This is a genomic window from Kribbella sp. NPDC050124, assembly GCF_044460355.1.
GTDB lineage: Bacteria > Actinomycetota > Actinomycetes > Propionibacteriales > Kribbellaceae > Kribbella.
On the sequence record NZ_JBITJU010000014.1, the window covers coordinates 97,706 to 116,900 of the forward strand.

The following is a 19,195-nucleotide window of genomic DNA, read 5'->3' on the forward strand; positions in this document are numbered from 1 at the left end:
CTGCCGTCCTGCGCGGACTGCTCCCGATGAGCACCGCGGCCATCATCCCGGCGGCCGGTCTCGGGCTCCGGCTCGGTGGTGAGACCCCGAAAGCATTGCGAGAGGTCGGTGGCGAATCGCTGCTGGTCCACGCCGTTCGTGGACTGCGGGCAGCGACCGCCGCCGACCTCACGTGTTTTGTGGTCGCCGTTCCACCGGGCACCGAGGACGCGGTCCGCAAGGAGCTCGAGCCGTACGCCGGTGACGCCCGGCTGCTCGTGGTCCCGGGCGGCGCCGAGCGGGCCGACTCGGTCCGGGCGGCCCTGGACCTGGTCCCGGTCGACGGGATCGACTGCATCCTGGTCCACGACGCGGCCCGGGCCTTCGTTCCGGCGGCGGTCGTCGAGCGGGTCGTCGAGGCGGTGCGTGGCGGGGCCGCAGCCGTCGTACCGGCGGTGCCGGTGACCGACACGATCAAGCAGGTCTCCGGGGCCGGCGAGGTCGTGGATACTCCGGACCGGTCGACGCTGGTCGCCGTACAGACTCCTCAGGGGTTCGACCCCGCCGTACTGCGTCGTGCGCATGCGGCCGGTGGCGCCGGGGCGACGGATGACGCGATGCTGTGTGAGCGGCTCGGTGTGACCGTGCTGACGGTCGAGGGCTCCGAGGACGCGTTCAAGGTGACGCGACCACGGGACCTGCTGCTGGCCGAGGCGCTGCTGGCGGACAGGAGGCTGACGTGAAGGTTCCCAGGGTCGGGACCGGCGTCGACGTCCACCCGCTGGAGGAGGGCCGGCCGATGTGGCTGGCCGGGTTGCTGTGGCCGGAGGAGACGTCCGGACCGTCGGGCCACTCGGACGGCGACGTCGCGGCCCACGCCGTCTGCGACGCGCTGCTCAGCGCGGCCCGGCTCGGCGACCTGGGCTCCAACTTCGGTACGTCGCAACCCGAGTGGGCCGGTGCTTCCGGGGCCGCCTTGCTGGCCGAGGCTGCCCGTCGGGTGCGCGCCGCGGGGTTCGAGATCGGGAACGTGTCGGTGCAGGTCATCTGCAACCGGCCGCGGTTCGCCGGCCGCCGCGAGGAGGCCGAGAAGGCGTTGAGTGCCGCGTGCGACACGGAGGTCTCGGTCAGCGCGACGACGACCGACGGGCTCGGCCTGACCGGCCGGGGCGAGGGCATCGCGGCCATCGCCACCGCTCTCGTCTACTGATCGGTCGGCGTTCGCAGCTTTACCGGGTCGGGTGAGAACCGGGCTGCCCGTGGGTCCAGCTCGTCCCCGGTCGGTTGCGTCAGTACGCCGTACAGCTCAGGGCGCCGGCCGCGGAGCCAGCGGCGACCCGTTGCCAGCGGCACCAAATCTAGGTCGAGATCCGCGATCACCACGGACTCGGCCGGCACCGGGGTCTCGGCCACGATCCGGCCGTACGGGTCCAGGATCATGGCGTTGCCGGTGCGGAGCTCGTCGTCGTCCCGGCCGACGCCGTTGCTGAACAGCACGAACAGGCCGTTGTCGTGGGCTCGCGCCGGCAGCCAGCGCATCAGCCAGCCGCGGCCGTTCGGCCCGTTGAAGGCGGCCTCGATCTCGGCCCGGTCCCCGCGTTCCCAGACCTCCAGCGGAATCGGCTTCATCCCGTGCGGACTGCGGGAGTTGGTACCGCCGGTCTGGTGCGGCGCCAGCAGGACGGTTGCTCCGAGCAACGCGGTGATCCGGACGTTCTCGACCAGGTTGTTGTCCCAGCAGATCAGCACCCCGGCCCGGAACCCCCAGGGCGTGTCGAAGACCGTGTACGACGATCCGCTGGCGATCGCCTCGTGCTCGAACGCATGCAGCTTGCGGTGCACGTGGACGTCCCCGGTCGGCAGGCAGACGGCGTACGAGTTGAAGAGCTTGCCGTCGGCATCCTCCAGGAACCCGACGCCGATGCCGGCGTCCAGCTCCTTGGCCAGGGCGCGGACCCGGTCGACGAGCGGCCCGTCCGCGCGGGACGCCAGCTCGCGCAGTCGCTCGGCGGTGTGCCGGCGGAGGTGCCAGTAGCCGAGCAGGCACATCTCCGGGAACACGATCAGGCGGGCTCCGTCGGCGACTGCCTGGCGGGCCAGCCGCTCGACGGTGGCGAGGTTGGCGGCCGGCTGGTCCGGCACCGCCTCGAACTGGACGACGGCGCTGCGAAAGAGGTTCATACCCCTATCGAAACGCCGACCGTTCCATGACGTCCAATAGTTGTTTGGTCAGATTCCATATCGTGGAGTTATGGATCTCCGACTGCTCCGGGCGTTCGTCACGGTCGCCCGGCTGCGCAACTTCGGGGCCGCGGCCGAGGAGCTGTCGACCAGCCAGCCCGCTCTCACCAAGCAGATCCAGGTGCTCGAGCGGCGGGTCGGCTCGGTGCTGTTCAGCCGCGGCCGCCACGGTGCCCGGCTGACCCCGGCCGGGGAGCTGTTGCTTCCTGACGCTCTGGAGTTGCTCGACCGTGCCGAGGCGTTCGACCGCCGGGCTGCGCTGGTCGCCGCGGGTAGCGAGGGGTCGTTGGCGATCGGGTTCGGGCTGTCCGGGATCGACCTCGCGCCGCGGGCTGTCGCGCTGTTCCGTAGCCGCTGGCCTGGTGTCGCAGTGTCACTGGACGACATGTCGTCGGCGGTCCAGTGCGAACGGCTGCTCGCGGGCAGTCTGCAGATCGGGTTCGTCCGGCTGCCGATCCCGGCCGGCCTTGAACACCTGCGGTTACGACGCGACCGGCTGGCTCTCGCGGTCGCTGACGGTGTCGACGTACCGCGTGATGTCGGCGCTTGGCTCGACGGTCGGCCGCTCGTTCGGCTCATCCCGGCGCGAGGTCCGGGCCTGACCGCGCAGATCCAGGGCCTGTACGGCGAGCTCGGGTGTCATCCCGGTGTCCTTCAGGATGCGGCCGACCTGCAGACCGTGCTGGCGCTGGTTGCGGCTGGCGCCGGGCCGGCCGTCGTACCGCTGTCTGCCGAGCGCATCGCGCCGCCGGAGCTCCGCCTCGTGCCACTGAGCGGCCGGGCCGCGACGTGGTGGATCGGTGCGGCCTGGGCGACTCGCACCCCGCTCACCGAGCGCTTCGTCAAGGCCGCAGCCGAGGTCGCCCGCTCTTGAGGGCGGGCAGGTCCGTTGCATCCAGCCACTGGGCGAACAGCTCGCGCACGGAGTCCTCGTCCGAGCTGTAGGACACGGCCAGCGTGATGAAGTCGTCCGTGGTCACCGAGCCGTGCCGATGGGCCCTGGTCCAGGCCCTGAGCAGCTCGAAGAACGCATCGTCGCCGAGGTGCTGGCGCAAGACGTGCAAGGTGATCGCGCCGCGTTTGTAGAGCCGGTCGTCGAACATCAGCTCCGGTCCGGGATCCGAGAGCAGCAGGTCCTGCGGCAGGCTCTTCAACCGCGTGTGCGCCTTCGAGACCTGCTGCGTCGCGGTCAGGCCACCGGATGCCTCGGACCACAGCCACTCGGCGTAGCAGGCGAATCCTTCGTTCAGCCAAATGTGCTGCCAGCTCGCCGGCGTCAGGCTGTTGCCGAACCACTGGTGTGCGAGCTCGTGCGCGACCAGCCGCTCGGATCCGCGGCGGCCGTCGAGGTGGTTGCTGCCGAAAACCGAGATGCCCTGCGCCTCCAGCGGAATCTCCAACGGGTCGTCCGTCACCACGACCGTGTAGGCGCCGAACGGGTACGGCCCGAACAGCCGGCAGAACAACTTCATCATGTCCTGCTGCCGGCCGAGGTCCACGCGCGCGTTGCGTAGCAGGGAGGTCGGCAGCACGGCCCGGGTCGTCACCGGTGACTCGGCCAGCTCGATCGCGTCGTACCGGCCGATCTGCACGGTCGCCAGGTACGTCGCCATCGGCGCGGCCTGGTCGTAGACCCAGGTGGTCCGGCTGGCCTTCACCCGGCGGGACACCAGCCGCCCGTTCGCGATGACGTGGTACGGCGAGTCGGTGGTGACCGTGATCCGGTAGTGCGCCTTGTCGCCGGGGTGGTCGTTGCACGGGAACCAGGTCGCCGCGCCACTCGGCTGACTGGCGACGATCACACCCTCGGTGAGCTCCTCCCAGCCCAGCTCACCCCACGGACTGTCCTCCGGCTTGGGGTTGCCGCCGTACTGGACCTCGACGACGAACTCGGCGCCGTCCATGATGTTCGCCGAGATGTGCAGCTTGCCGGCCCGGTGGGTGTAGCGCTGCGGGCGGCGGCCGTTCACGGACACCTTCGACACCCGCAGGCCGGCCAGGTCGAAGCTGATCCGGGACAGCGCCTGGTTGGCCACCGCGGTGATCGTCGCCCTGCCGGTCAGCCGGTTGCTGTTCACCCGGTAGTCGAGGTCGAGCTCGTACGACTCGACGTGGTAGCCGCCGTTGCCGTGCGAGGGCACATACGGGTCGCCTGCGCTCGACGCACCCGGCTGCCCGACTCTCTGCTGCCTATTGAATGGGGGCAACCATCAGCCCTGCCAGGGTGCGATCGGGTTTCCGGCCCAGCGCGTCCCGGCAGGCACACCTTCACCACGCATCACGAGAGACACCGGCCCGATGGTAGCTGCTGCTCCCACACTCGCGGCCGGCAGGACGATGCCATGGGGCCCGAGGGTCGCTCCCGGCCCGAAGGTGACTGTGCTCATGGAGAGAACTCGATCATGAAACAGGTGCGTCTGCAGCACGCAACCGCGATTCACCGTGGCGCCGTCGCCGAGGGTGACCAGATCGGCCTCCGGCAACCAGTACGTCTCGCACCAGACGCCCTTGCCGATCTTGGCCCCGAGGGACCGCAGCCAGACGGCGAGGATCGGCGTACCGGCGGCGGCGTTGGCGAACCAGGGCGCGGCGACCAGCTCGACGAAGCTGTCCACCACCTCGTTGCGCCAGACGAACGAGCTCCACAGGGGGTACTCGACTGCTTTCGTCCGGCCTACGATGGCCCACTTGGCGACCGTCGCCATCCCGCCCGCGACCGCGCCGGCGACCAGGATCACCGCACCGGACAGCAGCACCGTCAGCCATGGCCCGAGCCACATGTCGAGTGCCTGCAACGCGAACAGCACACCGAGCGCGATCACCACCGTGCACATCATCGGCACGAACCGGCACAGCTCGACCAGGGCCCGCGCGACCTTCAGCTTGAACGGCGGGTTGAACGTCCGGCTCTGGTCGCCCTCGATCGCCTGGCGGCGTAGCTTCACCGGCGGTGCTCCGAGCCACGACGTACCTGCCTTGGACTTCTTCGGAGCCGCGCTCAGGACCGCGACCAGGCCGTTCTTCGGCACGCTGCGGCCCGGTGCCGTCATGCCGGAGTTGCCGAGGAACGCGCGTTTGCCGACCTTCGCGCCGGCCACGTGCAGCCAGCCGCCACCCAGCTCGTACGACGCGATCATCGTGTCGTCGGCCAGGAACGCGCCCTCACCGACCGTGGTCATCTTCGGCAGCAACAGCACCGTCGACGCCTCGACGTCGCGGCCGACCTTCGCCCCGAGCGCTCGCAGCCACCACGGCGTCAGCAGGCTCGCGTACAGCGGGAAGAGCAACGTGCGGGCCGAGTCCAGCAGGCGCTCGGTCGCCCACACCTGCCATCCGATCCGGCTCCGCACCGGGTAATGGCCGGGCCTGATGCCGATACCGAGCAGCCGTACGCCGACCAGAGTCAGCAGGGCCAGGGTCGCGAAGCCGACCAGCGTCATCAGCGGTACGGCTTTGAGTGCTTCGAGAGCTGCAGCCTGCAGTGTGGTCGTGCCTTCCAGCGCATTGCCCAGTACGACGAGGGCCGCCGCGGCTGCGGCCACCGGGATCAGTGACATGAGGGCGGACTGAGCGCCGTACGCGAGAACCCACCATGGTGCTCTGGCCGGGCGGTGGTCCGGCCAGGGGTGGCGGGCGCGGCCGACGCGGGTCGCCGGGGAACCGGACCAGCGCTCGCTCGCGGGCACCTTGCCGGACACGGCCGAGCCGGCGGCGATCTCGGCCTTCCGGCCGATCTCCGTGCCGGGCAGCAGCGTGGTGCGCGAGCCGACGACCGCCTCGGCGCCGACGGTCACCGGACCGACGTGCAACTGGTCGCCGTCGATCCAGTAGCCGGCCAGGTCGACCTCGGGCTCGACCGACGCTCCGCGGCCCATGGTCAGCATCCCGGTCACCGGTGGGAGCGTGTGCAGATCGACCCCGCGGCCGATCTTCGCGCCGAGAGCTCTTGCGTAGTAAGCGATCCAGGGCGCGCCGGCGAGGTTGGCCGCGCCGGCGGCGTCCGCGAGGTTCTCGGCCGCCCACAGCCGGACGTGGACGCTGCCGCCTCGCGGGTACACGCCCGGTTTCAGGTTGCGGAGCAGGATCCGGGCGCCGACGACGGCGATCCCCATCCGCCCGGCCGGCGTGATCAGGATCAGCCAGCCGGCCAGGATCCACCACCAGGACACGGTCCGCAGCCAGGGCAGCGGGCCGGCGAACTCGGCGAGCAGGTTGTTCAGAGTGAACAGGTAGACGAGCCAGCGGACGCCGACGACGGTCTGCAGGATGAGCGTCAGTGCGGTCTGCAGCAGCTGCGTCGCCCTGGGCGTCGGCCGGATCTCGCGGATCTCGACGGGCTCGGCGGTCGTCGTGGTCGCCTCGTCGAGCCGGTCCGCGAGCGCCCCGAGTCTCGGGTACTCGTAGATGTCCGCGACCGTGACATCTGGGTAGCTCTCGCGCAGCGCGGACACGAGTTGTGCGGCGGCCAGGCTGCCGCCGCCGTGCAGGAAGAAGTCGTTGTCCGCGCCGGTGACCTTCGCGCCGAGCACTTTCGTCCAGCGCTCCGCCAGCCATCCCGCCGTACCGTCGAGGTCGGCAGCCGGACCGTCGGTGTCCAGGTTCTCCAGCGGCCAGGGGAGTGCGTTGCGGTCGACCTTGCCGGACGTCCTGGTCGGCAGGGTGTCGACGATGGCGATCAGTGGAACGAGCGCGGCGGGCAGCGCCTTGCGGAGCTGCTCGGTCGCCGCTTGCTGGTCGAACTGCGTGGGGTCTTCGGGTACGACGTACCCGACGAGCAACTGGTTACCCGCGGCGCTCGCACGGACCGCGGCGGCCGCACCGGACACGCTGGGCAATGCCTGGAGGGCAGCGTCGACCTCACCGAGCTCGATCCGGCGACCGCCGAGCTTGATCTGCTCGTCCGCGCGGCCCTGGAAGACCAGTCCCTCGGGCTCGTAGCGGACCAGGTCGCCGCTGCGGTACGCCCGTTCCCAGCCCAGCGTCGGCATCGGGGCGAACTTCTCCGCGTCCTTCGCCGGGTCGAGGTAGCGGGCCAGCCCGACCCCGCCGATGATCAGCTCACCGATCTCTCCCTCGGCAACCTCGTTGCCTTCGGCATCGACTACGGCGAGGTCCCAGCCGTCGAGCGGGAGGCCGATCCGGACCGGTCCCTCCCCGGTCAGCCGAGCACCGCAGGCCACCACGGTCGCCTCGGTGGGACCGTACGTGTTCCAGACCTCCCGGCCGTCCGTCGCCAGTCGCTCGGCCAGCTCGGGCGGACACGCTTCGCCGCCGAAGATCAGCAGCCGCACCTGGTCCAGCGCGTCCGGCGGCCACAGCGCGGCGAGAGTCGGAACGGTCGACACGACGGTGATGCCCTGCGCGACCAGCCACGGGCCGAGGTCCATCCCGCTGCGCACGAGCGACCGCGGCGCCGGTACGAGACAGGCGCCGTACCGCCAGGCCAGCCACATCTCCTCACAGGACGCGTCGAACGCGACCGAGAGGCCGGCGAGGACCCGGTCGTCCGGCCCGATCGGCTCCTTCTGCAGGAACATCCGCGCTTCCGCGTCCACGAAAGCCGCGGCGGATCGATGTGTGACGGCGACACCCTTCGGCACGCCGGTCGAGCCTGAGGTGAAGATGATCCAGGCGTCGTCACTCGGCTCGGGACCGTCGGCTCGGGGTGGTGTGGTCTGCGGGGAGTCCATCCGGGCCGAGTACGGGTAGTCGTAGTACCCGTCGGCGTTGTCGTTGTCCGGCAACGGCCCCGGCTGCGGACGCGTGAAGGTGAGCTCCAGGTCGTCGGTGACGACGGCAGCCACAGAAGCCTCGCCGAACACCAGCTCCGCCCGCTCGTCCGGATCGTCGGCATCCACCGGCACGTACGCCGCCCCGGCCTGCAACGTGCCCAGGATCGCGACGTACAGATCGTTGTGCCCCGACGAGATCCGCACCCCGACCCGGTCGCCCGGCCCGATCCCACCCTCGGTCAACCGCGCCGCGAACTTCCCCGTCTGCTCCAGCAGCTCCCGGTAACTCAGACTCACGCTGCCGTCGTCCAGCGCCGGCTCGTCCGCAAACTTGGCAGCCGTCTCCTGCAACACATCCACCAGCGTCCGCGCGGCCGCCGCCCAATCCCCACGCCGCAACATCACGCCCGGATAATACGCCCCCCAGTTGACCGCCAGGCACCATCGCCGACTCGTGGATTTCTGTCCATCCACAACACTCCCAACGACCGAAACCCACAACTGAGCGCCGGCTCAGCGTCTACTGGACCAGGTCGGAGCGGGCGGCGTAGGTGTTGCAGGCTTTGGTTTCGGTGATGTTGAAGCCGTTTTGGATCCAGAAGCCCTGGCTGGTGGCCAGGCCGTGGGTGCGTTCGTCCGCGGGGGTGCTGGGGGATTCGCCGAAGCTGTTGCTGGACTGCTCGCGGAACTCGGACATCCGGTCGCTCAGCGGGTAGGAGGACGCGACGGCCTTGCTGAAGACGCCGGCGAAGCACGAGGCCTGGAGCTCGTTGCGGCGGGAGTACTCGAGCTTCTTGTCGGGGTGGTCCTGCAGGTACGCCGCTCGCGCGTAGAACAACCCGGTGACGCCCTGGACGTGGTGGCCGTACTCGTGCGCGATCGTCATCAGGTAGGCGAGATCCTGTTGCGGTCCGAACGCCTTGTTCATCTGCTGTACGTCGGTGTACATCACCGAGTTGCCGTAGCAGTAGAACGCGAGCACCCGCCCGGACAGCGGTGCGAAGTTGCCGCACGGGGTGACGACCGGCTTGTCGAACACGACCAGCCCGGGGTCCTCCTTGTCCTCACCGAGTCCCTTGAAGATCGGCCGCCAGGCGTCGTTGAGGCAGCTGAACAGCTTCTCGTAGTACACCTTCTGCGCGGCGAGGTTGCCGTTGCCGAGGCTGGCGGCCTTGCAGTTCTGTTCCGGGAGGGCGCCCGAGCGATAGATCTGGGCGTTGAGCAGGTAGTCCTCGGCCGAGCCCTTCTGCGGGTTGCTGGTCGGTGTCGGCACGATCGACGGGCCGGTCACCTCGGGCTGCGCGGTGGTGTCGCTGTCGCCGCCGGTCAGGATCACGCTGATCGCGGCCAGCGCGCCGCCGACGATGACGAGCATCGCGAAGCCGAACAGGATCAGCCGGGTCGCGCCACCGCGGCGCTTCGGCGGCTGGAACCCGTTGAACTGCCCCGGACCGCCGTAGTACGGCTGCGCCCACTGACCCGGGTACGGCGGCTGTCCCTGCGGCGGACCTGGTTGAAACTGCCCGGGCCGGCCCTGGAACTGGCCAGGTTGCCCCGGCCACGGCGCGGCCTGCGGGGGCGGGAGGACGCCGGGCGGTGGACCCACGGGCCGATCCTGTGGCCGGCCCCCGTAGCCGTATGGGCTGCTCACCGGTGTTGCCCTCCTGCCGCTGGACTGTCCTGACACGAGTTCGCTGGACGAACCGGCACGAGACTACTCTCGACCCATGTCACTGAAGCGCCGCCTGCTGCCGGCTGCCCTGCTGATGTCCCTGACCGCCCCGTTTGTTGCCCTCGGCATGTTGCCGGCCCAGGCCGCTCAGACCCGGACCACCGACGACCGGATCACGGCGTACTCCGCCCAGGCGACGCTGACCAAGGACGGCGCCCTGCAGGTCAAGGAGACAGTGGACCTGTCCGCGGGCAGTACGACGTTCAGTCGCACGCTGGCCACCCGGGTCCGGGCCGACGCCGAGCGGGACCGCACGTACGACGTCCGCGACGTATCGGCGACCGTGAACGGCCAACCGGCCCAGGGGTTCCAGGACGAGGGCATCGACGACGGCCGGCGGCTCACGCTGAACGTGTCGGGCCAGTCGAAGATCGTTTACAGCTACACCGTGGACAACGTGGTGGCCGAGTCCACCGAAGGCCGCGAGGTGAGCTGGCCGATCGTGCAGGGCTTCGGTACGGCGATCCCGACGGCCGCCGTGACCGTCGACGTCCCGTTCGCGACCTGGGTGACCTGCATCGCCGGCCGGGTCGGCTCGAGCATGCCGTGTACGTCGTCCCAGCTGGCCGAGTCGGCGTCGCTGCAGATCGACCAGAACGGCGTACCAGCAGGCGGCCGGCTGACCTTCCTGACTGGGCTGAGTGACCAGGCGACCGTGCAGCCGAACGCGGAGTTCAGCACCCGCTGGAGCCTCGGCCGGGCGTTCACCGTCGACTCCGGCACGCTCGGCCTCGCCGCGCTCGTGCTCGGCCTCGGACTGCTCGGTGCCGCGGCGCTGTGGTTCTTCCGCGGCCGGGACGCGGACAAGGTCGGTGGCGGTGCGCCGGAGCGGCCCGTGCTGGACGGCTCGGACGGACCACAGTTCGCCGCGCCGGACGGCATCCGCCCGGGTCAGGTCGGCACTGTGGTCGACGAGACGGCCGACGTCGTGGACATCACGGCGACGCTGCTGGACCTCGCCGTACGCAACTACCTGACCATCGTGGAGCTGCCGCGGCAGAGCCAGTTCGGCAAGCTGGACTGGGAGCTGCACCGGCTCAACCAGGGCGGTCCTGAGCTGCTGCCGTACGAGAAGGCGCTGCTGGACGCGGTGTTCGCGGACGGCGACTCCGTGGTCGTCTCCACGCTGGGCCCGTCGCTGCGGCCGCGGCTCAACCTGGTGCGGGAGCAGCTGTACGCCGACGTCGTCACGCAAGGGTGGTTCACCACCCGGCCGGACGCAGTGCGGAACCGTTGGACCACTGCGGGCGTGGTGCTGCTCGGTGCGGGCGTCGTACTCACGATCGTGCTTGCCATCGTCAGCAAGTACGCATTGGTCGGCCTCGCGGTGATGCTGGCCGGACTGGTGCTCGCGCTCGTCGGTCAGGTCGCACCGGCCCGCACTGCACGTGGTGCGGCCGTGCTGGGACGCGTGGCCGGCCTGCAGCAGTACCTGCTCGACGAGACGTCAGCTGACCTGCCGCACAGCCACCGGCTCGAGTTTGCCTCCCGCTGCCTGCCGTACGCCGCTGTGCTCGGGCTGACCGAGAAGTGGGCACTGGAGATCGCGGCAACCGATGACGACGACGACCCGGACGCCGGCATCGGCTGGTACTCCGGACCGGAGAACTGGCACCTGTCCGACATCGGCGAGTCGCTCAGCAACTTCGTCACCTCGTTCGGCGGCTCGCTCGCCACGGCCCGCCGCCTGTTCTGAGCCAGACACAAAGAAGCCCCGGATCCGCAGCGCGTCGGATCCGGGGCTTCGCTGTCGACTGGCTAGGCCACGCGGGCCTCGTCGGCGGTGAAGGTGTTGCAGGAGTTGGGCTGCTTGCTGTTGTACCCGGCGATCGACCACTGGTAGTTGCTGACCCGGTTGCCGTGGTCGTGGACCCGCGGCCGGGCGTAGTCGTCACCGCTGTGCGCGATCAGGAACCGCCAGTTGGCCAGCAGCGGGTTGCGCATCGGGATGAACGCCGCGTTGGCGCCCAGGTAGGCGGCGCCGAGGCAGGTGGCCTGCAGCTCACGGCGACGGCTCTCCAGCAGCTTCTGGTTCGGCGTCAGCGACTGCTGCCGGGTCACCGAGGCCATCAGGATGCCGGACAGGTTCTGCACGTGGTGCCCGTACTCGTGCGCGAACGTGTTCAGCATGATCGCCCGCGCGTAGACCGGGTTGGACCGGTAGTACCGGTTGTCGATCGTGAAGGGGATGTAGATGGTCGCGTTGGCGGCGCAGTACGACGACCGGACACTGCGCTGCATACCACACGGGGACGACAGCTTGCCGATGTACACGACGGCCTTCGGCGAGCGGAAGCCGACGCCGACCGACTTCAGCGCCATCGACCAGGTGCGGTCGAGGCACGGGAGGAGGCGGGCGTAGTAGGCCCGGGCGGTGGTGATGTTGACCGGCGCGAACGTCGGCTCGGCGCACTTCGAGGCCGCGATCGGGCCGACCGTGTACAGCTTGTTCGCGGTCAGGATCTCGTCCTCGGCCGGTGCGGGGGCCTCGGTCGGGGTCGGGCTCGCGGACGGCGACTCGGACTGGCTCTGCGACGGCGACGGGCTGTTGGTCGTCTGCGGGGTGTCGCCGCCGAGGTTGCGGACCAGGAGCGTGACGCCGGACCCCACGACCAGGACCGCGAGTACGACGAGGCCGATCAGGAGACCGCGGGCACGGGTCTTCTGCTTGCGCCGGCGGCCGGGGCCGGGTGGCTGGGGGATCGGGATGGGTGGGTACTGCCAGGTCGGCGCCTGCTGGACCGGCTGACCCATCGGACCAATCTGCTGCTGGCGTGGGGCCGCGTGGCGGGGGCCGTTCTGCTGCCTGTTCGGCGGCAGGGCGTTGCTCCACGGGGACTGTTGCTGCTGCTGTGGGGCCGGCGACGGGGCCCACAGGTACGAGCCCTCCGAGTGCGGGCCTGTCGTCCCGCCACTCTGCGGTGGTCCGGCCTGCCACCCCGCCAGCCCACCACCGGACTGGTTCGGACCAGGCTGGTTGGGGCCGGACTGGCCGGGACCGGGTTGGCTGGGGCCGGACTGACCGGGGCCTGCTTGTGGGCCGGGCCGGTTCGAGCCGGGCTGCCCCGGGGCAGGTCGGTTGGGCGTAGGGCCGGACTGGCCGGGACCCGACCAGCTTGGACCGGGCTGTGGACCGCCCTGGCCAGGGCCCGGCTGCGGAGGACCGGACCAGCTCGGACCCGGCGGCGGAGCCGGCCGGGTAGGACCCGGTTGCGGACCAGGCTGGCTCGGCCCCGGCTGCGAGCCGGTCGGGCCGGGCCGCGACTGCGCAGGGCCGGACTGCGCAGGGCCGGACTGCGCAGGGCCGGACTGGGTGGGGCCGGGCTGCGTGGGGCTGGGCTGGGCAGGGCGGGACTGGTCGGGGCGGGTTTGCCAGGTGGGGCCGGCCGCGTCGTGTTCCGGTGGGCGGCCTCTGCCTTCGCCGAACCAGTTGTTCGCGGGGCGCTCGTCCTGGCCCGCGTTGGGGTCCTGGAACTCGCGCTTGGCGTCCGTGTCCTCGCTCCACCACCTGCGCGACTGGCCATCCCCGTCAGGCTGCTCCGGCGGACCGGCCGGCTGGTCGCCGTCAGCCGGTTCGCGCTCCGGGGGTGGATTCCAGTTGTCCGACATCGATACTCCTCACGACCTTGCTGGGTGTAGCCGTCACGGTGGTGCATCCGGCGCTGTTCGGGGTGCCGACGCCGCGCCCGGTCGTTAGATCCCCCCGGACAGATGCAGGTCCCCGGACATACTTTGCGTGATCCGGGGCGCACCAGGCTAGCCAGCCCGGCAGGTCGCCGTCTGCAGGCCAGTCCCTGGTGACCGAGACCACTATGACGTTGTGAGGTGCCACACCAGTTCCAGACGTACGGCGCCGGCCCTGAGCCCACCGCCGTACCAGAGGCCTACTGCACCTTGGCGGAGCCCACCGCGAAGGTGTTGCAGACGCTCGGGTTGCGGCTGTTGAACCCCCGGGTCGCCCAGTAGCGGTGGTTCACCCCGTCGCCGTGGTCGTTGTTGTGGTCGGTCCAGTGCAGGATCAGCCACTTCCACTGGAACAGCGCCTCCCCGGTGATCGGGTAGCTGCGCTTGTTCGACCCGATGAATATGTCGCCGAAGCAGGACGCCTGCAGCTCCAGCCGCCGGCTGCCCTCGAGCTCCAGCGCCTGGGTCGGGGCCTCGTACCGGATCCGGTGGTTGGCCGCGAGGATGCCGGTGAGGTTCTGCACATGGTGGCCGTACTCGTGCGCGAACTGGTGCAGCATCCACATCCGCGCCCACACCTTCTGGTACGCCTGCGGGTAGCGGTTGTAGTTGCCGATGTCCTCGCTGAGGTTCATGTAGATGGTCTCGTTGCTGCCGCAGTAGAACGGTGGACCGGAGTCGTTGCCCATCCCGCACGGCGTGCTGACGGTCCCGCTGAACGGCTGCACAGTCGGTGGGCGGAACCGGGCGCCGGACTTGGCGACCAGCGCCGGCCAGGACCGGTTCAGGCACTTCAGCAGGTTGGCGTAGTTGGCCCGCGCGCCCGACACGTTCGACGGGCGGGACCTGGACTCCTTGCAGTTCACCGCCTTCATCGCCCCGGCCTTGTACAGCTTGTTGCGCAGCACCAGGTCGGTGTCGGTCGGCCCGTTCGGCTTCGGGGTGGACGTCGTCCGCGGCGCCGTCGGCTTGGACGCGGTCGGCCGGGTCGTGGTCCTGGTCGGCGCGCTGGTCTGTGTCGGTGACACCGACGGGCTGTTCGACGGACCGTACGTCGGGGTGTAGCTGGACGTGCCGTACGTCGGGCTGGTGTACGGGTCACCGTCGCCCTTCAGCGCGTTCGAGACACCGAAGAGGCCGACCGCTCCGAGCACCACGACACCGAGCACGACGAGGGCAGCCTTGCCCCCGCCACCACCCTTCTTTCGAGGCGGCGGCCCACCAGGTCCACCAGGCGGAGCACCCCAGCCGAACTGCGGCTGACCGTACGGCGGACGCTGCGGAGGCATGCCCTGGTACGGCGCGGCCGGCGGCGGACCGCCGTACTGCGGAGCCTGCTGCCACGGCTGCCCACCGTGGGGAGCACCGTAGGGAGGCTGCTGCTGCGGCCCGGGCGGCGGGCCCCACTGGTTGCCTGACACGGGGCAGACGCTATCCGAGCCCCGGGCCACCAACCGTTGCCCTGCTCAACAGATGAGCTAGCTGACCTTGGCCGGGCTGGCTGTGAACGTGTTGCACTTCCCGAGGTTGCGGCTGGCGTAGGCGGCGCGGCTCCAGGCTCCGTGGCTGGCTTTGCTGCCGTGGTCGCGCGGCAGGTATGACACGTCCCCGCTCTGCGTCACCACCCACAGCCACTGCCGGTACAGCTCGCCCTTGATCGGGTAGCTGTTCCGGTTGGCGCCCAGGAACGCGTTGCCCAGGCAGGATGCCTGGAGCTCCATCCGCCGGTTCACCAGCAGCTTCGCCGCCTGGCTCGGAGCGTCGTAGCGGACCCGGTAGAACGCGGGCAGGATGCCCGTCATCTGCTGGACCGCGTGCGCGTACTCGTGAGCCACCGTGTGAGTGGCCAGGGCCCGGGTGAACGGCTGGTTCTGCCTCCAGTACTTCACGTCGTCCGCCACGTCCATGTAGATCGTGTGGTTCGACGGGCAGTAGAACGACAGGCTCCGGTCGGAGTTGCCGCAGGGCGAGTTCGCCGTGCCAACCCAGGAGACCAGGCCTGGTGACCGGAAGGTTCGGCCCGACGCCGCCACCTGGCGCGGCCAAGCGCGGTCCAGGCAGGCCTTGATCGCCTTGTAGTACGCGTGCGCCTTGGACCCGGTGGCGAGGCCGCCTCGCGACTCCTTGCAGTTCACCGGCCGCATCACACCGGTCTTGTAGAGCCGGTGCGTGGCCACGACCTGGAGTGGATCGACCTCGACCGGCTTGGGCGGAGTCGTCCGGGTCGTCGTGGCCCGGGTCGGCGGCGGTATCGACGGCCGCGAGGTGGTTGCCACCGGCACCGAAGGTGTCGAGTACGTCGGAGCGCTCGTCGCCACCGGCTGCGCCACCGACGGCTCGTCGCCACCCTGTGTGGCCTTCATGGCGATGAACACCCCGGCCGCTCCCAGTACGGCGAGCAGCCCGAAGACCAGCGCGATCTTGCCGCCGGCCGACTTCTTCGGGGGCATGCCAGGCGGCTGACCGCCGGGCAACGGGCCCCATCCGTACTGCGGGCCACCTTGCGGCGGTCCGTAGTATTGGGGCTGTTGCGGCGGTCCGTAGTAAGCGGGCGGAGGTCCGTATTGCCCCTGCTGCTGCGGCGACGGTCCGTACTGCCCAGGGCCCGGTGGTGGGCCAGTTGGTGGTCCCCACTGGTTGCCTGACACCCGCCAGACGCTAGCCGAGCCGAGGATCACCTCGCCCGAAGCGGCACGGGTTCGTTCTCGCGATATGGTGCCCGAGTCAACTGACCCTCTCTATACGGTGTGATTGGGCGATGCGTCTACGTCTGCTCGGGCTAACCCTGTGTGCCCTCGGTCTCTCCGCCTTGACCGGCGTCCCGGCCGGTGCGACCGGTTCCCACGGTGCCGCCGACCCGGTCGTGACCAATTTCGACAGCCAGATCCGGGTCGAACGCGACGGCCAGCTCAAGGTCTCCGAGACCTGGAAGCTCAGCAACGTGACCGGGACGTTCACCCGCTTCGTGGTGACTCGCGACCAGTTGCCCGACGACGTCGACCATGTGCAGCAGATCTCGGACCTGAAGGTCACGGCCGGCGGCCAGGACAAGCAGACCGAGCTGAGCACGACCGGCAACGTCACGTCGATCGCGGTCGCGGACGTCAGCGGCAACACCCAACTGGACTTCAGCTACACCGTCAAGGGCGCGGTCGCCGAGACGCTGAACGGCACCGAGGTGCGGTTCGCCCCGCTGACCGGGATCAACCTGACTGTCCAGCAGGCGAACATCGTCTTCAGCACGCCGGAGGTCACCCACGTCTCCTGCTTCGCCGGCGCGGTCGACAGCAACACTCCGTGCACGCTGGCGCAGATCGGCGAGACGGCCGGGCCGACGTTCCAGCAGCAGGGTCTGCCGCCGGGCAACACGGTCCGGATGACGGTCGGCTTCCCCGCCGGCGAGGTGGCCGCGAACTCGATCGTCGAGTACCGCAAGAGCCTCAAGCGCGCCTTCTCCACCGACACCGCGCAGCTGCTGACCGCGCTCGGCCTGCTGCTGCTCGGCGCGATCCTGCTACTGGCGCTCTACCGGGCCCGCGGCAAGGACCGCGTCGACCCGCGGCGCGTCGTACCGGCGTCGCTGTTCAGCCTCGGCGCCGACACCCGGATCGACTTCACCCCGCCGGCGAACCTGCGGCCCGGTGAGGTCGGCACCCTGATCGACGAGCGGATCGACCCGGTCGACGTCACCGCGACCATCATCGACCTGGCCGTCCGCGGGCACCTGACGATCATCGAGCAGGAGCACGACTCCGAGTACGCGCGGCCGGACTGGGAGCTGCGCCGGGTCGCAAACGCTCCGTCGGAGGAGCTGCAGCGGTACGAGAACGTTCTGATCCGGGCGATCTTCGGCGACTCCGACTCGGTGCTGGTCTCCGAGCTCGGCCGCCAGGTCCGGGCGAACCTCGGCCAGGTCCAGGACGCCCTGTACGACGGTGTCGTCAAGCGCGGCTGGTTCACCGAGCGGCCGGACCGGACCCGCTCGCTGTGGGCCACGATCGGGATCGGCGTGACCGTGCTGGGTGTCGCGCTGACCGTCGTCCTCGCGCTGCTGTCGACCTGGGGCCTGTTCGGTCTCGCGGTCACCGTCGTCGGCGTCGGCCTGATCGTGGTCGGCCGCTACATGCCGGCCAAGGCTCCGGCCGCCGGCCGGGTGCTCGGCCAGGTCGCCGCGATCCGCGGTGAGCTGCTCGAGATGGACGTCAGCGAGCTGCCGACCGACCAGCACGCGGAGCTGTGCTCGCGCGCTCTTCCGTACGCCGTCGTGCTCGGCGGCTCGGAGCGCTGGATCGACGCGCTGGTCGCGACCGACGACGACGTCGACGAGGACGAGGGCTTCCCCTGGTACCGCGGTCCGCGCGGCTGGCACCTGCAGTACCTGCCGGACTCGCTCCGCAACCTCACCACGAACCTCACGGGCGCGCTCTTCGCCCGCTGAGCAGTACAAGAACGGCGCCCGCCACACCGCCCCGGTGTCGCGGGCGCCGTCGTCTGTCACCAGTTGGCCTGCGGCCCCGCCGGTGGTAGCGGCATCCCCTCTGGGTGGATGACGTACACGAGCCCGCCGGAGTGCGGCACCCAGGCGTTCTCGAAGGCGGCCCGGTCGTACGTCGTCCGCACCTCGTCGTTGCTCGGGATCAGGTGCGACGCCGGGTCGTTCACCACCACGTTGCCGGCGGCGTCGAACCCGACGATCACCATCAGGTGCCCGTTCGTCCCGTAGCCGGCTCCGGGCAGGTCACCCTTCTTGAACGACAGTGACGCGATCAGCGGGATCCCGGCCTTGATGAACTGCTCCGCCTCGGTCAGCGACCGCAGCCGGGTGACGAACCCGTCGATCCCGCGGGTCCCGGCGTACGCCGTGTTGAACGGCCAGTTCCCGGCGCCGTCGTAGGCGTAGTCGAAGACCGAGCGGGCCGAGTGGTCGACCTGTGGATCGGCGTCGCCCGGATCGACCCAGGCCGTCTCGTCGTCGGTCGGCCCGGCGCCGAAGTGGTCGAGCACCATGGCCGTCGACGTCGCCGAGCACCAGGCCTCGCCACCGCCGTCCCACTGCGGGTAGTGCCCGATGTGCGTCTCCTGCGAGTACGTCGGCACGTCGAGAACGACTCCCTCCGCACCGCCAAGGGGGCTCACGGCAACCTTCTTCGCATCCGGCAGCCGGGACGCCACCGCCCCGACGGACCGGACGATCGGGGACTGCGTCGTACCGGCCAACCGGTACAGCGACACCTTCAGCTGCCAGCGATCCAGCGACCGGTCGTTGGCCGCGACAAAGGTGTCGACGGCAACCGATCCGTTCGTGTCGCCCTGGGACGGCACCGATGTCCGGTGGATGTCGCCGGCCGCGGTGTCGTCGCCGCTCGACCACCGGCCGAGCACGTACCACTTGGTGGACGTACCGAGGTCGGTGCGGCCGGACATCGCCACTTCGACCCAGGTCCCGGGCGGGGTGGTCGCGTTCCAGGACGCGATCAGCTCGGTCAACCCGAAGCCGGGCGTGACGACCGGCGAGGTCCAGCTGGTCCGGTCGTAGCTCTTGGCGGTGCCGTCACCGAACGGGTCGACGTACGACGTGCTGCCGTCCGGTGACCCGAAGGTGAGGGCGCCGTCGGCGACGGTGGTGCCGGAATGGGCACCGGCGAGGAAGTCATCGGTCGACGTCCACGTGTGGTAGGCGATGTCGCGCAGTTGCGGCACCTTCGTGGCCTCGCCGGGCAAGGTGCCGGAGGTCAGCACGACCACGCCTGCAAGCAGGGCGGTGAGACTCTGGGCGGCGGTCATGATTCGACCGTAGACCCGGTGCTGCACGCTGTCGCGGTGAACG

13 protein-coding genes are annotated in these 19,195 nt (G+C 70.2%); 5 read left to right on the forward strand and 8 right to left on the reverse strand.

The window, feature by feature from the left end; all coding sequences use genetic code 11:
- The first annotated feature begins 26 nt into the window (after positions 1-26).
- Together ispD and ispF are read left to right on the forward strand one after the other, a co-directional pair.
- Positions 27-722, forward strand: a complete 696-nt coding sequence (ispD, locus tag ACIBL3_RS28590) for a 2-C-methyl-D-erythritol 4-phosphate cytidylyltransferase (protein WP_396356707.1) — start codon at positions 27-29, stop codon at positions 720-722.
- Entirely contained in the window at positions 719-1,189 is a 471-nt protein-coding gene (gene ispF, locus ACIBL3_RS28595) for a 2-C-methyl-D-erythritol 2,4-cyclodiphosphate synthase (RefSeq protein WP_396356709.1), read from the forward strand. Before ispD ends, ispF begins: the two co-directional genes overlap by 4 nt.
- On the opposite strand, the gene ACIBL3_RS28600 is transcribed toward ispF, so the two are convergent.
- Positions 1,183-2,160 carry a nitrilase family protein gene (locus ACIBL3_RS28600; RefSeq protein WP_396356711.1) on the reverse strand — a complete coding sequence of 326 codons (978 nt, stop codon included), beginning with the start codon at positions 2,158-2,160 and terminating at the stop codon, positions 1,183-1,185. The genes ispF and ACIBL3_RS28600 overlap by 7 nt on opposite strands.
- A 70-nt stretch (positions 2,161-2,230) precedes the next feature.
- Here ACIBL3_RS28600 and ACIBL3_RS28605 point away from each other — a divergent pair, with 70 nt between their 5' ends.
- On the forward strand, positions 2,231-3,094 hold the full coding sequence (locus ACIBL3_RS28605) for a LysR family transcriptional regulator (RefSeq protein WP_396356712.1): 864 nt from the start codon (positions 2,231-2,233) through the stop codon (positions 3,092-3,094).
- On the opposite strand, the gene ACIBL3_RS28610 is transcribed toward ACIBL3_RS28605, so the two are convergent.
- From ACIBL3_RS28610 to ACIBL3_RS28620, 3 genes are all read right to left on the reverse strand, one after another.
- Complete coding sequence (locus ACIBL3_RS28610; RefSeq protein ID WP_396356713.1) at positions 3,063-4,361, reverse strand: M1 family metallopeptidase; 1,299 nt, start codon at positions 4,359-4,361, stop codon at positions 3,063-3,065. The two genes, ACIBL3_RS28605 and ACIBL3_RS28610, sit on opposite strands and share 32 nt — an antisense overlap.
- Positions 4,362-4,430: 69 nt before the next feature.
- Positions 4,431-8,354 carry a Pls/PosA family non-ribosomal peptide synthetase gene (locus ACIBL3_RS28615; protein WP_396356840.1) on the reverse strand — a complete coding sequence of 1,308 codons (3,924 nt, stop codon included), beginning with the start codon at positions 8,352-8,354 and terminating at the stop codon, positions 4,431-4,433.
- A gap of 118 nt (positions 8,355-8,472) precedes the next feature.
- Positions 8,473-9,558, reverse strand: a complete 1,086-nt coding sequence (locus tag ACIBL3_RS28620) for a neutral zinc metallopeptidase (protein ID WP_396356714.1) — start codon at positions 9,556-9,558, stop codon at positions 8,473-8,475.
- Between the two features lie 121 nt (positions 9,559-9,679).
- Between ACIBL3_RS28620 and ACIBL3_RS28625 the strand changes: the two genes are divergently transcribed.
- The gene (locus ACIBL3_RS28625; protein WP_396356715.1) at positions 9,680-11,380 is read left to right on the forward strand and encodes a DUF2207 domain-containing protein; all 1,701 of its coding nucleotides are present in this window, start codon (positions 9,680-9,682) and stop codon (positions 11,378-11,380) included.
- 62 nt (positions 11,381-11,442) lie between these two features.
- Here the strand turns inward: ACIBL3_RS28625 and ACIBL3_RS28630 are convergent, their stop codons facing one another.
- The 3 genes from ACIBL3_RS28630 to ACIBL3_RS28640 all read right to left on the reverse strand — a co-directional run bounded on the left by ACIBL3_RS28630 (position 11,443) and on the right by ACIBL3_RS28640 (position 15,818).
- Positions 11,443-12,438: a neutral zinc metallopeptidase gene (locus tag ACIBL3_RS28630; RefSeq protein ID WP_396356716.1), complete on the reverse strand. Its 996-nt coding sequence runs from the start codon at positions 12,436-12,438 to the stop codon at positions 11,443-11,445.
- 1,130 nt (positions 12,439-13,568) lie between these two features.
- On the reverse strand, positions 13,569-14,789 hold the full coding sequence (locus tag ACIBL3_RS28635; RefSeq protein ID WP_396356718.1) for a neutral zinc metallopeptidase: 1,221 nt from the start codon (positions 14,787-14,789) through the stop codon (positions 13,569-13,571).
- A gap of 57 nt (positions 14,790-14,846) precedes the next feature.
- Positions 14,847-15,818 (reverse strand): neutral zinc metallopeptidase, encoded by a 972-nt coding sequence (locus ACIBL3_RS28640; protein ID WP_396356720.1) that lies wholly within the window; start codon positions 15,816-15,818, stop codon positions 14,847-14,849.
- Positions 15,819-16,126: 308 nt separating this feature from the next.
- Here ACIBL3_RS28640 and ACIBL3_RS28645 point away from each other — a divergent pair, with 308 nt between their 5' ends.
- Positions 16,127-17,806, forward strand: coding sequence for a DUF2207 family protein (locus tag ACIBL3_RS28645; protein ID WP_396356722.1), 1,680 nt, complete (start codon positions 16,127-16,129; stop codon positions 17,804-17,806).
- A gap of 56 nt (positions 17,807-17,862) precedes the next feature.
- Here the strand turns inward: ACIBL3_RS28645 and ACIBL3_RS28650 are convergent, their stop codons facing one another.
- Complete coding sequence (locus ACIBL3_RS28650; RefSeq protein ID WP_396356724.1) at positions 17,863-19,152, reverse strand: peptidase C39 family protein; 1,290 nt, start codon at positions 19,150-19,152, stop codon at positions 17,863-17,865.
- Between the last annotated feature and the right edge of the window lie 43 nt (positions 19,153-19,195).